This is a genomic window from Hydrogenovibrio marinus (assembly GCF_013340845.1).
Classification (GTDB): Bacteria; Pseudomonadota; Gammaproteobacteria; order Thiomicrospirales; family Thiomicrospiraceae; genus Hydrogenovibrio; species Hydrogenovibrio marinus.
The window spans coordinates 1,323,404-1,337,428 of sequence record NZ_AP020335.1; the positions used below are offsets into that span (position 1 = coordinate 1,323,404).

A 14,025-nucleotide genomic window follows, 5' to 3' on the forward strand; every position below is an offset into this window, starting at 1 on the left:
TTATTTGTGCCGCCAAAAAGCGGCCAATAATGAACCTGACAAATTGTGCCAAATGCTGAATAATGCACCTGGCAACGCACTGACTGGACTAAAATACTTTAACGCCAACGCAACACTCAGACCTGAGTTTTGCATACCAACTTCTATTGCCACGGTTCTACTGGTTTGAACATCGTAGCCCAACAGCCTAGTAATGCTGTATCCAGAAGCTAAACCAATCAGATTATGCAATATAACAGCAAAGATAATCGCTACACCTACTGTTGACATTCTGTCGTGGTTCAACGCAACGACGATGGCGATAATCAACACGATGGATGTCATCGAAACCAAAGGTAGGAATGGCTGTACTGACAACAGTTTGGTTTTCAAAAAATGCATCACCAACATTCCCAATACAACCGGCAGCAGCACAATCATCAACAAGCTGGACAGCATTTTACCGGCAGGTACCGTAATCATCTGATTCAGATAAAGCCAAGTCAACAAAGGCATCAGCGCAACAGCCAATAAAGTTGAGACCAGCGTCATGCTGATAGAGAGCGCAACACGCCCACCGATTAAGTAAACTATGACATTCGAGGCAGTACCGCCTGCTGTCGTGCCCACCAACATCATCCCGGCGGTCAGTTCAGGCGAGAAATTCATGGCTTTGGAAAGCAATAATGCCGCAAGCGGCATCACGATAAATTGAATGGCAACACCAAGCATGACTACGCGTTTTTCAGAGAGAACACGTTGGAAGTCCTGCCAATGAAGCGTCAACCCCATGCTGAACATAATGAGCGCCAGAAGCGGCGTAATCCAAGGCCTTAGTGCTGTGAATTCATCGGGTTGCTGATACGCCCAAAAGCAGGCCAGCAAAACCCAAAGTGGAAACAGTCTCGTCGTAAGGTTTAGCATAACTATTGCATAGCATTCTTGTTGTTCAAATTAAGTGACTATCCCAACCTGGCAGATTTTGGTGACAGCTTTATTCTGCTGTACGGCGAAAGTAAATACTCTTAAATGACTTGAGATACCCAAGCGGAAAGCAGACCGATGACACCACCAAACACTCCGCCCCAAACCACGAGCCAACCAAGGTGTTCTTTGATGATTTGTTGAACCATTTGCTTAACCAACTGCGGCGTTAACTCTTCTAAACGGGATTCGATGATGGATTCAACTTGCTGACGAATCTCTGAGATAACATTAGGTTGATCGATTTCCGCTTGTAGCAACTCAACGAATTCATCTTTTTGCGTCATTTCAATTAACGCTTCTTTCATGTTGATAATAAAAGGATTTTTAAGTGGTGTTAGTGCGCTGGCGCCGCCAAACATACCCAACATGCTGCCAAAGCTAGATTGCATGATAACCTCAACTAACTTATCGAATGCGGGTGTTAAATCTACCTTTTCGATAACCGGCGCAAGCTTCAACTGAGGCGATGCGGTTTCCGCTTGAACAAAACGATCGATATTTTCCTGAGTAAAAAACTGCGCCATCATCAGGCTCTTGATGGCGGTTTTAAATTGTTCAAATTGGTTTGGGATAACCCCTGATCCAACCAAGCCCGGAACCCGCTCAAACAACATGTAGATTGCTAGCCAGTTGGTCAACGCACCAGACAAAGCAAATGCGCCTGCCATCATAATCCAATGATTATGAAAAGCGACTCCAATCAAAACAATAATCAGGCTAATGCCATTGGTTAATAGGTTTTTATCCAACATAATTTTTCACTCAAAATCTGCCAGGTTGGGGGTTACTGATTCTCTCCGCGCTGCCTACCTTTATAAGGGCTAGAAGAAGGTCTTCCTCTTAAGCTGCCCGCTGGGTTGCTACGCTTGTTGTTTGAAGTTGATTTAGAATAGTCTGGTGCCGCCTTCGGTGTTAAATCCGGTCTTGGGTCAAGTGGTAAGCCAACGCTCTTTAATAGCTGGTTTACTTGCTTCCAGGTCAGGGTTTCAACCTTGCCGCGTCGTAATGTTCTCGGCAAACTAAACTCACCATATCGTGTACGGATCAAGCGACTGACCTGCACCCCTTGAGATTCCCAAATGCGTCGAACTTCACGGTTTTTACCTTCTTTCAGCACAACACGGAACCATTGGTTAACAGAGTCTTCTTCTTGTAGTTTCAAGTGTTCAACCTTGTCGAATTTTGCCCAGCCATCTTCAAGCTTAACCCCTTTTTTCAAGGTTTTAATCATCTCATCAGTCACTTCGCCAAAAATTCGTACAGAATACTCGCGCTCGATTTCATAGGATGGATGCATCATGCGATTGGCCAGCTCGCCATTATTGGTGAACATCAACAAACCTGAAGTGTTCAAATCCAAACGACCGATACTCACCCAGCGGCTGTTAATAATGCGCGGTAAATGCGCAAAAACCGTGTCTCTGCCCTTTTCATCTTTGCGGGAACAAACTTGCCCTTCGGGCTTGTTGTACAAGATAACTTGCGTAGATTGCTTGGCTAGGCGCGTTTCCTTAACAGGTTGATCTTTAACCTTGATGGTATCCGTTGGTAAAGCTCTTTCACCCAGTGTCGCCACACGGTTATTGACTTTGACCAAACCGGCTTCAATCAGTTTTTCAACTTCTCGGCGTGATCCGAAACCCGCTCGAGCCAAAATTTTCTGCAATTTTTCGCCAGCAGGATTTGCTGCGATCTTTGCAGTTTTCGGCGATGCCGATTTGTTTGGTGTTTTATTCATTATGCGAGTCCGACTATTTGATAAATAAGTTGCTGAAATGCCTGGTAAGGTCCGGAAATAATCGGCCCGAGGAATCCTAGCAACATCATGCCTAATAAGATAAAGAAACCATAAGGCTCTATACGATTGTAATTGTACGCTAAACGTGGCGATAAAAATGCCGACAATACTCTACTACCATCCAACGGCGGGATAGGAATCATGTTCAGCACCATCAACACCAAGTTAATGGCAATACCTGCAGTGCCGGTATAAGTCATGAACTGAGCAATCTCTGGCTGAGAGTCCAGTCCATAACCAATTCGCGCGATGATTGCCCAGAAAATAGCCATCAAAAAGTTAGAAACTGGGCCGGCGACAGCGACCCACGCCATATCTCTTCGAGGATTCTTGAAATTACTCGGGTTGACCGGAACGGCCTTTGCCCATCCAAAGATGAAGCCCCCCATGATCAATAAGGCGATTGGCACTATGACTGTACCGAAGGGGTCGATATGCTTCAAAGGATTGATGGTTAAACGGCCTTGCAATTCCGCAGTACGATCTCCAAACTTCATCGCTACCCAGCCATGAGCGACTTCATGAAGGGTGATGGCGAAAATCACGGGGATGGACCACACCGCAATTTTCTGCATAATCGTTAATTCATCCATCTGAAATCCTTTGCCATTGCGTTATGAAAGACGAGGTTCAACTTTGAACGTTACTCGCTGAATTCTCCCTGACCTTGACGTATCAATACCGGAACGTCATCCGTAAAATCAATCACTGTCGTTGGCTCAAAACCACCAAAGCCGCCATCCAAAACAGCATCCAAAGCATGACCTATTTGCTCCTGAATAGACCAACCATCTGTCATCGGCAGCTCTTCACCCGGCAAAATCAATGATACAGAAATCAAGGGCTTGTCAAAATATTCTAGCAAGTGATTGGCGACAATGTTTGGAGTAACCCTTAATCCTATACTTTTTTTCTTAGGGGTTTGCAGACGTCTCGGCACCTCTCGGCTTGCTGGTAAGATAAAGGTGTAGGGTCCAGGTAAATGGGACTTTAAGTAACGAAATTGGATATTTCCAACCTTAGCGTATTCCGATAAGTTGCTGAGATCCTTACACATAATGGTGAAATCATGTTTTTCATCCAAGCGACGGATAGCGCGAATGCGATCTGCCCCTTCTTTGTTATCCAGCAAGCAACCAAGCGCATAACCTGACTCCGTCGGATAAGCGATGACACCGCCTGAATTAAGAATTTCAACCACTTGCTTGAGTTGTCGCTCCTGAGGGTTGTCAGGATGAACGGAAATATATTGACAGTCTTTTCGCACAGCTTTTACCGATATAGCTTATTTTCTATGACATTAAAGTTGCTGCGTATTATATGAAAAAGAACAATGAATGTGCAGAGTATTGAGGACTGATTGAACGGCTTATACTGGGGACTTAAAGTGGTTCCATACCGGATCGACGCCGTTAGGCATAGGAGACAACCACCCCAACCCTCTCCATGATTGCTCAGGACGGTGAAAATCACTTCCTAGAGAGGCATAGAGGCCAAAACGTTTTGCACGATCTGCCATCCCCATTTGATCGGAGCAAACTCTTGGTTGATTGACCACTTCGATAGCCTGTCCACCAGCATCCCTGAACGTCTCAATCATTTTGTTGAGTTTGTTTGCGCCCATTTTATAAATGTGTGGATGTGCGATGACCGCAATACCGCCTGCACTTAAAATCCACTCAACCACTTCTGTGATGTCTGGCCAATCCACTGGTGCATACAAGGGACGACCTTTCTTCAAATAACGGTCAAATGCCTTTGGTTGATCGTTAACAATGCCGCGCTCAATCAATGCATGCGCAAAATGGTTTCGCCCGATCATACCAGACTCCAGTTTTGGCAAAATGTCAGTTAATAAACTCGGGAAACGTTTCTGCGCCTTGGTATCCATTTCAAAAGCACGTAACCAACGCTTGACGCGGTTCATCTTCAAGCCGTTTTGTAAGTCGCTGTTAATCACATCGACATCAAGACCGACAACATGAATTGTATGGCCTTGCCACTGACAAGAAATTTCCGTTCCGGAAATCAACGTTATGCCCTGCTCATCGGCAAAAGGTTTTGCCAATTCATATCCTAGGGTCGTATCGTGATCGGTAATAGATAAATGCGTTACTCGCCTTTCCTTCGCCAAAGAAATTAGGGCTTCAGGAGACAGTGAGCCATCGGATATGTGAGTATGACAATGAAAGTCAGCTTTGAAATCGGACATGTGAGCAAAAATTCTTCAAACGTAAGTTGATGTAACTGTGGCAGCAACACCAAGTTTCCACCTTTTCTACAGCATTTTAACTTTATTTAGCCCGATAACCCAGATAAAATGCAGGAACTAAACAAATAAGACTCTAACAAGACTACCTCAAAAACATGAAATTATTATTCGATTTTTTTCCGATCCTCCTCTTTTTTATAGCCTTTAAACTTTTTGGAATTTATGTCGCAACTGCTGTTGCTATCGCCGCTTCAGTCTTGCAGGTAGGCTATGTCTACTTCAAAAACAAGCGCGTCGAAAACATGCATTTGGTCACACTTGCTTTGATCATCATCCTTGGTGGCGCCACTCTAATTTTCCATGATGAAACCTTTATCAAATGGAAGCCAACTATTGTTAACTGGGGCTTTGCGCTTGTTTTCCTTGGCAGTCATTTCATCGGCAAAAAGCCAATCGTCAGACGTTTGATGGATCAAGCGCTATACCTGCCTGAAAAAGTATGGATTCGCTTGAGCTACATGTGGGTGGTCTTCTTCATCTTTTCTGGTATTGCCAACCTTTATGTCGCCTTCAACTATGACACAGACACTTGGGTTAACTTCAAGCTTTTCGGTTTGATGGGCTTAACGCTTGCCTTTATTTTGGTTCAAGGTGTCTATATTTCCCGTTATATTCAGGATGACAACGTTGCCAACGAGGTGAATGAAAAAGCGATGGAAACCCTTGCAGATGTGGAAATGGACTCGGTTGTCGTCGCCAAACACCAGCAAGAAGAGAAAGACGACGAAGGTCAACCACCCGCTTCACCAGACACCAAATAATTACGATTCAGAACAGGAAAAACGATGTACTACTCTATTTTTGCCTACGACGTTCCAAACAGCTTGCCGTTGAGAGCAAGTGCTCGCCCTGACCATATTGCACGCTTAAAAGCGCTGTCAGAAAGTGGGAAATTACTGCTTGCAGGTCCAAACCCTGCGATTGACAGTGAAGAGCCAGGTGAAGCGGGTTTTACGGGAAGCTTGATTGTCGCTGAGTTTGACTCTTTGGAAGCCGCACAGACATGGGCTAATGCAGATCCTTACCTTGCTGCCGGGGTTTATAAAAAGGTAGAAGTAAAACCTTTCAAAAAAGTGTTACCTTAATCAAGTTTAGTCGTTAGAATAAAACCTAATTGGGCAAACATAACCAGAGGTGTGCAATGTCGAATGTAGCTTACTTGATTCCAAAACGTAATCAGAAACTTCAATTGGCTGAAGCCGATCCACTAGAAATGGTGGATGTCGATTTCGTCCAAATTCCTTTGCTTGGTTGGACATCAGCTGGTCAGCCGATTCAAATGGAAATGGACTACGACACCATCGCTGTTCCCAAAACCATGGTTAAAAAGGAAACCTTTGCACTACGTGTTAAAGGAAATTCCATGATTGAAGAAAACATCGAGGATGGCGATATTGTCATTATCGAAAGACGCTCAACCGCAGAGAATGGTGAATCGGTCGTTGTTCGCATCAACAACGAAGAAGTAACTATGAAAAAGTTCTACATCGAAAAAAACGGTATTCGATTGCAACCTGCAAATAGTGAAATGGAACCTATCTATATCACCAACGAGCAAATTGAAATTTTAGGAATCGTTACAGGAATCCTACGTCAACCATGAAAGACCAACCGCCGTCATCCATTACTGACAACCAATCAGAGTTACTTCTACTGGTAACAGGCGGCACTCTGGATAAAAACTACAATGCTCTTTCCGGCGAACTTGAGTTCTCGTCCACGCATGCTCCACAAATGCTGTCTCAAGCCAATGCATCCTTGCACTCGGTTCAAACCTTAATGCTAAAAGACAGCTTGGACATGACGCAAGCAGACAGAAAAACAATTGCCGAAGCCTGCATTAAAGCACTCCAGCAAAAAATCGTCATCACTCATGGTACCGATACCATGACAGACACTGCACACTATTTGAAGGCGTGTCCAGAGCTGGCAGACAAAGTTATTGTTCTAACAGGGGCTATGCGCCCTTTCATGCTCGGAGATTCGGACGCTAGCTTCAACTTGGGCACGGCTATTATGGCGGCGAATCTATCTGAAAATGGTGTCTATATCACAATGAACGGAATTCGCTTTGAGGCGGATGACGTCTGCAAAAATAAATCGCTTGGCATTTTTGAACGACTTCGACGCTAACGTTCAAAAAATCACTTCTTTTATTTCGTTAAAGTTTAAATTTAAAGAGACCAAGCATGAATGTATCCGTCGCCTATTTTTTAGTTATCCTTATATGGGCCACTACGCCATTAGCAATTCAATGGAGTGGGCACCTTGATTGGTTTTTTGGCGTTGCTGCACGTATTTTGATCAGTGCCATCATCGTCATTCCCTTAGTTTTTGTCTTTGGCAAAACGTCATTTTCGTTAAAACCATCTGCACTCAAAGTTTATGCTGCAGCAAGCTTAGGTATGCTCGGAGGAATGACGCCTATCTATTTTGCTGCACAAACCATGCCTTCTGGCTGGATTTCGATTATTTTTGGATTGACACCAATTTTGACAGGTATTTTTTCTTATTTCTTGTTGAAGAACTTCAGGCTAACATCCAATAAACTATTGGGGATTTTTGTCAGCTTTGGCGGTTTAATCGTGGTTTTCAGCCCACATTTGGATTGGCATTCTTCACTGGCTCTTCATGGCTTATTGCTGGCACTATTGGGTAGTAGCTTTCATTCTCTAAGTACAGTTTTGGTCAAACGCTATAACCATGAAGTGCCTCATACACATGTGGTCGCAGGTACGGTTTGGATAAGCGCTGCGGTGTATACGATTTTACATCCAAGCTATTTATTGTCATTTCCTGAAATGGATATGAAAGCACTTGGCGCTATTTTCTATTTAGGCAGTGTAGGCTCGGTATTTGGTTTTATTTTGTACTATTACATTTTGAAAAGGCTAGATGCAGTAAGAATTGGGTTGATTACCCTGATTACGCCGATTGTCGCGGTATTTCTAGGACACTTCCTAAACCAAGAACCTCTTGATAGCATGATTCTGTTAGGGGTGACTTTGGTTATATCGGGCTTGATCGTTTACGAATTTGGACACAAAATCCGTAAACCTAATCGGAAAGTAAAAGTTAATCGGTGAAAGTGAGCTTTTTTAACTCACTTTCTACCACTCAAGTCCTCTGAGGTATTTGAAGATAGCGCGCGAGGATTTAGGCGGCTTGTTTTGCTCAGCTTCTTTTTGAGCATTACGAATGGCTTGTCGTAGAATCGTTCGATCCGCTTGTGGGTAAGATTCCAAAAACTCATTCAAGGCATCATCCCCTTCTTCGACCAAACGGTCACGCCATTTTTCTAAACGATGAAAGTGTGCATTTTGTTGCTGAGCTTTTTGTTCTTCTTCCTGAAATTTTTCTTTGATTTCAACAATTAAATCTTCATTCTTGCGAAGCAACTTCCCAATAAAAGCTTTTTGCCTTTTTAGTGCTGGTCCTTTATCCATACGCTTTAATAACAAAATCGCATTTAACAGCTCATCCGTTAAGCCTAAGGATTTAATTTTGGACTCAGACAGTTCCGCCAACTTCTCACCTAAATCGGTAACAGCCTGAGCAGCTTTTTTAATATCCGTTCGGCTCTCAAACTCTTCTTGTTCCCAGTCAGGAATTTCTTTAGGCGTCTTGGCGCGGTTTACATTACGTGGTCTAACCATCTTCTTATCCTTTTCTTTGCCTCTTTGCCGAAGTTAACTTTCCGGCATCATTTCAAGCCATTGCTGTTCACTTAGCACAGTTATACCAAGTGATTCGGCTTTTGCCAACTTAGAGCCAGCCTTCTCACCCGCCAACAAAAAATCCGTACTGGCTGAGATACTTCCTGTGACTTTTGCTCCTGCCGCTTCCAGCAGTTTTTTGGCACCCGTTCTTCCCATGGATTCCAAGGTACCGGTAATGACAATGACTTTACCTGCAAAAGGACTGTCTTCCTGAACGACTATATCTTTAGGTTCCGGCCAGTGCACCCCTGCGTTGAACAAACCTTGTATCACTTCTTGGTTATGTGGCTGCTGGAAAAAATGAACCAAATGGCTCGCAACCACTTCTCCAACGTCATTCACTTCAATGAGATCTTCCAGTGTCGCCGACGACAAGGCTTCATAGTTTTTGAAGTGTCTTGCCAAACTTTCAGCCGTGACTTCTCCAACTTCAGGAATCCCCAAACTGTAAATAAACCTACCGAAGGTTGTTGACTTGGAATCCTGTATTGAATCCACAACATTCTGTGCAGACTTTGTCGCCATACGTTCAAGACCAGCTAATGTTTCAACATCCATGGCATAAAGGTTATCAGGGTGATTGACCAGTTTTTCATCGACCAACTGGTTGATGAGCTTCGTTCCCAAGCCCTGAATGTCCATTGCTTTCCTTGAAACAAAATGCTCAAGAGCCCGTTTTCGTTGTGCAGGACAAAATAGTCCTCCAGTGCACAGGTAAACGGCCTTATCAAGCTCTTTAACAATCTCTGAACCGCACTCAGGGCAATAATGTGGCATTGAAAAGAGTTTTGTATTATCGGGTCTTTTAGATAACACTGGACCAACTACTTCTGGAATGACATCACCCGCACGGCGCACAATAACAGTGTCACCTATATGAACATCCTTTCGCTGTATTTCATCCATATTATGCAGTGTGGCATTTGAAACTATTACACCGCCAACATTAACAGGTTTAAGCCTTGCCACAGGGGTAATGGCGCCGGTGCGACCCACTTGAACATCTATCGCCAACAATTCAGTCCAGACTTCTTCCGCTGGAAATTTTCTGGCTATGGCCCATCTAGGCGCTCTGGCGGTAAAGCCAAGTTGCTGCTGCAACTGTATGGCATTCAGTTTATAGACAATGCCGTCAATTTCATAAGGCAAGGAAGGTCTCAGCTGTAGCATTTTTTCATAGTAGCCAGCCATTCCCTCAACGCCCTCAACAACAGTCGCATTGGGATTTAAAGGAAGCCCCCACTCACCAAAAAATGCAATCATCTCACTGTATAATTCGGGTATAGCCCAACCTTCTGAAACCTCACCCCAACCGTAGACATAAAAGCTCAGGTGTCGCTGCGCAACGATCTTTGAATCTAGTTGGCGTAACGTCCCTGCAGCAGCATTTCTAGGGTTCGCAAACGGTTTGTCACCTTTGTCTAATTGTTGTTGATTCAACTTTTCAAAAGTCGACTTGGACATGAAAACTTCACCACGGACCTCCAAAGTCGTCGGGAAATTCGCACCGCTAAGCTTTAATGGAATTGACTGGATGGTTTTAACGTTTTGAGTAACATCTTCACCTACCTTGCCATCGCCTCTTGTTGTAGCTTGGACAAACACACCCTCTTCATAGCGGAGGTTGATAGCCAAACCATCCATTTTGGGCTCAGCAGAAAACATTAAACTTTGTTCAGGATAGCGTTCAGCAATTCGTTGGTAAAACTCCTGCATATCGTCATCGTCAAATGCATTATCCAACGAGTACATCGCAACACGGTGGGTAACTGATTCAAAATGGCTCAGAGGCTGATCGCCAACTCGTTGAGAAGGAGAATCTGTAGCAATCCAATCTGGGTTTTCCGCTTCAGTTTTTAGTAGCTTTTGGTAAAGCACATCATATTGCCCATCACTAATCTGAGGGGCATCTAAAACATAATATTGATAGCTGTGATGATTGAGTTCAGTAACGAGATCGTTATAACACTCAAGTGATTGGCAGGCAGCATTTAAAGTCATAAAACGAGAAAATTACTTTAATGCTTGTGATTCATAGGCGACAGCGGTATCGCGCATCTGTTGCAAATCTGATTCTTTTATAAGATGACGTTCTGCATTATATAGACGCCCATTTAAACGCTGAGAAATCTTTCTAGCCATCATAATCATGTCATGCATGACTGCTGGTGCTTTAACGGTTGTTGGCAACTCTAGAATAAGTACAACGCCTGGCGTTTGATAATCATTGTTTGTTGGTTCTTCAATAGGGAAAGTGCCTGGTTCCAAGAGGTTGGCGACTCGGATAATTTCATTTCCCATGGAATCTTTTTTGACAAAAATCTGGCTTACATTGGAAACCAACCCAACTCCTTGAAGGGTTTGATTCACTTTTGGCCATAGGAAGTCTTCTGTTCCCATTACGATAAGTGCAAAAACCTGTGGTTCTGTCTTTTCAACATTACTTTTTTGTTGGGCAATTTCTGCTGCGACTTTTGACGGTTCAGTAGGAACACCAAAATCAGGAAGGTCATCTTTGTCAGCGGCAAAACCATCAATTGCAACCAAGGTTTCATCCTTAATGACAATATGCTTTGGTTTCTTTTGCTCAGCTTTGTCATCAGTATCTTTAACATTCTCAGCAACCTCAGGAACTGGTTCTTCTTTTTCTTTTTTAGGGGGTTCAAACCCTTCTCCAAAAGATAGACCAAGTTGGTTCTCGGGGACATCCTCTTCATCCACATGGAGTCTATGCTGCGTTTGAGAAGAAACCGTGATGTGCGGCTCACCTAAGTCATTCAGTGCATTATCCGCTTTCTTTTTGGTAGAGTCTGTCGAGGTGTCGGAAGACGGTACTTCTGTTTCAGAGTCAGATTGGTGAGACGACGAGGTAAACTTTTTCTTTTGTAGAAAATAAAGGCCGACAATGACAATAATTGCAAATATGATTAAAACCTGTTGCAATTCATTCATTTAACTGTACCCTCTGATTTTACGACCGACTAAACTTCGGTCTTAATTTTGTCTCACATTGTCCTAGGTTTTAGTCGCCTCAAAAAATGCTGCAATTAATGCAAAATTTAATGACCAACATATCCGCTCAAATTCTACTTGAAATCATCGGCAATGAAAAGGCAAGATACCCCCTGTTTGGCAGAAACAGAGAAAAATAAACGCATGAATAAAGTCATCAGCTTTAACGACTCGCTTAACGGAAACATTTTAGGGCTTGATATAGGGACATCTGGCATTCGTGCGACCGTGGTTTCACCAACAAATGTCTTATTACATACTATTCAAGAAGAGATGCCCTTTCCCATCCGTGACAATCTCATCAGCGAGCAATCCCCAGCAGTATGGCAAGATACCCTGAAACGCTTGTTGAACAGATTACAGCAGAATTCTGTTTTATCTGGAATAAAGCATATTGTTGCTGATGCCACCTCATCTTCTGTCTTATTAATGGACGATCATTTGGCGCCACTCACTACTGCTCTGATGTATGACGATAAAAGAGCTATTGAACAAGCAACTAAAATCTCTAAATATGCACCAACTAATAGTGCTGCTCATGGTGCCTCTTCCACATTAGCAAAAGTCATGTGGCTGGAAGGGTCGCTGCAGCAAAAGCTTCCTCAAAACGGTTGTAAAATTGCACACCAAATTGACTGGGTAAATAGTTTTTTTACTCAAGCGTTATGCCCTACTGATGCCAACAACGCTCTAAAACTAGGGTTTAATCCGGTTGAAAACAAATGGCCGGACTGGGTTCAGAAACTTGTAAATTCTTCCCTTCCAGAAGTTGTCATACCTGGCACAATAATCGGCAAAATTTCACAAACCGTCGCAGATACCTATGGATTTCCAAATGACGCTCAAGTTTATGCAGGTACAACGGATTCCATTGCTGCCTTTTTAGCTTCTGGCGCAAAAAACCTTGGAGATGCGACCTCATCGCTTGGCTCAACAATAAGTTTAAAACTCTTAACCGATAAACCGATATTCAGCCCGGAACATGGTATCTATAGCCACACCTTAGGAGAACTTTGGCTAGTCGGTGGTGCATCTAATACAGGTGGTGCGGTACTGCTGAAATACTTTTCACTACCTGAAATCCTTTCTCTTTTAGAGGAAGTGAATATCAATCAGCCAACCAATTTAGATTACTACCCGCTCCTGACACCAGGTGAACGTTTTCCCATAGCAAACAATGCACTGCAGCCAAGAGTATCCCCTCGCCCGTCATCTGACAGTAAATTTCTTCTCGCTTTGATTGAGGGATTAGTTGGCATCGAAAAACTCGGGTACGAACTGCTTGAGGAATTAAGTTCAACTAAGATTCAAACAATTTATACAACCGGCGGTGGGACAAAAAATGACGTTTGGATGGCTTTACGAGAAACGCGGCTAGGCTATAAAACAAAAAAAGCGGCTCAAACAGACGCCGCTTTTGGTGTGACTCAACTTCTGTTTAGAAGTTTTTGTCGATAAACTTGGTTTAGGCATTAGCGATTTTGTGTACCAAAGCCAAATCCAAATAATCCTGCCCGAATGTTTCACCTGACAGTAACGTGAATGGTCGTCCTGGTTCACCCATGTGATCCAAAACGACTACAGCATCAGAAAAGTCATCATCCTTAGTGTATTCGTTGATTGTGACAATAGTCTTCAAGTTAGCTGCAGCAGAAGACTGAATACCATTTGAAGAATCTTCAAAGGCAATCGCATCTTCTGGTGTTAGGTTCATTTGCTCCAATGCCCAGTAATAGATGTCTGGCGCAGGCTTTTTAGCCGGCACGATATCTCCAGCAGCAATAACCTCAAACCAAGATTCTGAATCTGGTCCTAAAGTACTTTCCAATAATGCTGTAACGTTAGCAGGCGTCGTTGTTGTTACGACAGCCATACGCATGCCTGCTTCTCTTGCTTCTTTGATTAAACGCTCAACCCCCGTGCGTAATGGAATCTTTCCTTCCGCCATCAATTGCGTGTAAAAATTGGTTTTAGATTCATGAAGACCTTTAACGAAATCATCAAAGTTTTCTGGCTTTTCAAAATCGGTGTTGAACTGTTCAAGATAAAAGCGAATACGTTCCTTACCACCCGTTACCGCCAATAACTCTCCATACAGCCCCTCATCCCAGCTCCAGTCCAATCCAGCGTCTTCAAACGCCATATTAAAGGCTACTCGATGCCCATCTCTTTCAGTGTCCGCTAAGGTTCCATCAACGTCAAACAACAGTGCTTGCAATTTAGACATACTTTACTCTCCAAGTCGTAATTTCAATACA

16 protein-coding genes are annotated in these 14,025 nt (G+C 43.4%); 6 read left to right on the plus strand and 10 right to left on the minus strand.

The window, feature by feature from the left end; all coding sequences use genetic code 11:
• The 6 genes from HVMH_RS06255 to HVMH_RS06280 all read right to left on the minus strand — a co-directional run bounded on the left by HVMH_RS06255 (nucleotide 1) and on the right by HVMH_RS06280 (nucleotide 4,976).
• Entirely contained in the window at nucleotides 1-903 is a 903-nt protein-coding gene (locus tag HVMH_RS06255; RefSeq protein ID WP_029908996.1) for a bile acid:sodium symporter family protein, read from the minus strand.
• 101 nt (nucleotides 904-1,004) lie between these two features.
• A complete protein-coding gene (locus tag HVMH_RS06260; protein WP_029908998.1) occupies nucleotides 1,005-1,718 on the minus strand; it encodes a hypothetical protein in 714 nt (237 codons plus the stop codon).
• Between the two features lie 32 nt (nucleotides 1,719-1,750).
• Nucleotides 1,751-2,704, minus strand: a complete 954-nt coding sequence (gene rluB / locus HVMH_RS06265) for a 23S rRNA pseudouridine(2605) synthase RluB (RefSeq protein WP_051622969.1) — start codon at nucleotides 2,702-2,704, stop codon at nucleotides 1,751-1,753.
• The gene (locus HVMH_RS06270) at nucleotides 2,704-3,357 is read right to left on the minus strand and encodes a site-2 protease family protein (RefSeq protein WP_029909002.1); all 654 of its coding nucleotides are present in this window, start codon (nucleotides 3,355-3,357) and stop codon (nucleotides 2,704-2,706) included. The genes rluB and HVMH_RS06270 overlap by 1 nt, the downstream gene beginning before the upstream one ends.
• A gap of 50 nt (nucleotides 3,358-3,407) precedes the next feature.
• Complete coding sequence (locus HVMH_RS06275) at nucleotides 3,408-4,031, minus strand: L-threonylcarbamoyladenylate synthase (RefSeq protein WP_029909004.1); 624 nt, start codon at nucleotides 4,029-4,031, stop codon at nucleotides 3,408-3,410.
• Nucleotides 4,032-4,133: 102 nt separating this feature from the next.
• Complete coding sequence (locus tag HVMH_RS06280) at nucleotides 4,134-4,976, minus strand: PHP domain-containing protein (RefSeq protein WP_029909006.1); 843 nt, start codon at nucleotides 4,974-4,976, stop codon at nucleotides 4,134-4,136.
• A 155-nt stretch (nucleotides 4,977-5,131) separates the two neighbouring features.
• On the opposite strand from HVMH_RS06280, the gene HVMH_RS06285 reads away from it, so the two are divergent.
• Genes HVMH_RS06285 through HVMH_RS06305 form a run of 5 tightly spaced genes read left to right on the plus strand, consistent with a single transcriptional unit; the run spans nucleotide 5,132 to nucleotide 8,122 of the window.
• Nucleotides 5,132-5,797, plus strand: a complete 666-nt coding sequence (locus tag HVMH_RS06285) for a septation protein A (RefSeq protein WP_029909007.1) — start codon at nucleotides 5,132-5,134, stop codon at nucleotides 5,795-5,797.
• Nucleotides 5,798-5,821: 24 nt separating this feature from the next.
• Nucleotides 5,822-6,121 carry a YciI family protein gene (locus tag HVMH_RS06290; RefSeq protein ID WP_029909010.1) on the plus strand — a complete coding sequence of 100 codons (300 nt, stop codon included), beginning with the start codon at nucleotides 5,822-5,824 and terminating at the stop codon, nucleotides 6,119-6,121.
• A 56-nt stretch (nucleotides 6,122-6,177) separates the two neighbouring features.
• Nucleotides 6,178-6,639, plus strand: coding sequence for a transcriptional repressor LexA (gene lexA / locus HVMH_RS06295; protein ID WP_029909011.1), 462 nt, complete (start codon nucleotides 6,178-6,180; stop codon nucleotides 6,637-6,639).
• Complete coding sequence (locus HVMH_RS06300) at nucleotides 6,636-7,169, plus strand: asparaginase domain-containing protein (protein WP_051622970.1); 534 nt, start codon at nucleotides 6,636-6,638, stop codon at nucleotides 7,167-7,169. The genes lexA and HVMH_RS06300 overlap by 4 nt, the downstream gene beginning before the upstream one ends.
• Nucleotides 7,170-7,225: 56 nt before the next feature.
• Nucleotides 7,226-8,122: a DMT family transporter gene (locus HVMH_RS06305; RefSeq protein WP_029909015.1), complete on the plus strand. Its 897-nt coding sequence runs from the start codon at nucleotides 7,226-7,228 to the stop codon at nucleotides 8,120-8,122.
• 24 nt (nucleotides 8,123-8,146) lie between these two features.
• Here the strand turns inward: HVMH_RS06305 and yjgA are convergent, their stop codons facing one another.
• Genes yjgA through HVMH_RS06320 form a run of 3 tightly spaced genes read right to left on the minus strand, consistent with a single transcriptional unit; the run spans nucleotide 8,147 to nucleotide 11,707 of the window.
• Complete coding sequence (gene yjgA / locus HVMH_RS06310) at nucleotides 8,147-8,692, minus strand: ribosome biogenesis factor YjgA (protein WP_029909017.1); 546 nt, start codon at nucleotides 8,690-8,692, stop codon at nucleotides 8,147-8,149.
• Nucleotides 8,693-8,725: 33 nt separating this feature from the next.
• Nucleotides 8,726-10,756, minus strand: coding sequence for an NAD-dependent DNA ligase LigA (ligA, locus tag HVMH_RS06315; RefSeq protein WP_029909019.1), 2,031 nt, complete (start codon nucleotides 10,754-10,756; stop codon nucleotides 8,726-8,728).
• 12 nt (nucleotides 10,757-10,768) lie between these two features.
• Complete coding sequence (locus tag HVMH_RS06320; RefSeq protein WP_029909021.1) at nucleotides 10,769-11,707, minus strand: cell division protein ZipA C-terminal FtsZ-binding domain-containing protein; 939 nt, start codon at nucleotides 11,705-11,707, stop codon at nucleotides 10,769-10,771.
• Nucleotides 11,708-11,884: 177 nt separating this feature from the next.
• Between HVMH_RS06320 and HVMH_RS06325 the strand changes: the two genes are divergently transcribed.
• Nucleotides 11,885-13,225: an FGGY-family carbohydrate kinase gene (locus HVMH_RS06325; protein WP_051622971.1), complete on the plus strand. Its 1,341-nt coding sequence runs from the start codon at nucleotides 11,885-11,887 to the stop codon at nucleotides 13,223-13,225.
• A 7-nt stretch (nucleotides 13,226-13,232) separates the two neighbouring features.
• Here HVMH_RS06325 and HVMH_RS06330 read toward each other — a convergent pair whose 3' ends face one another.
• Nucleotides 13,233-13,994, minus strand: a complete 762-nt coding sequence (locus HVMH_RS06330) for an HAD family hydrolase (RefSeq protein WP_029909025.1) — start codon at nucleotides 13,992-13,994, stop codon at nucleotides 13,233-13,235.
• Nucleotides 13,995-14,025: the final 31 nt, after the last annotated feature.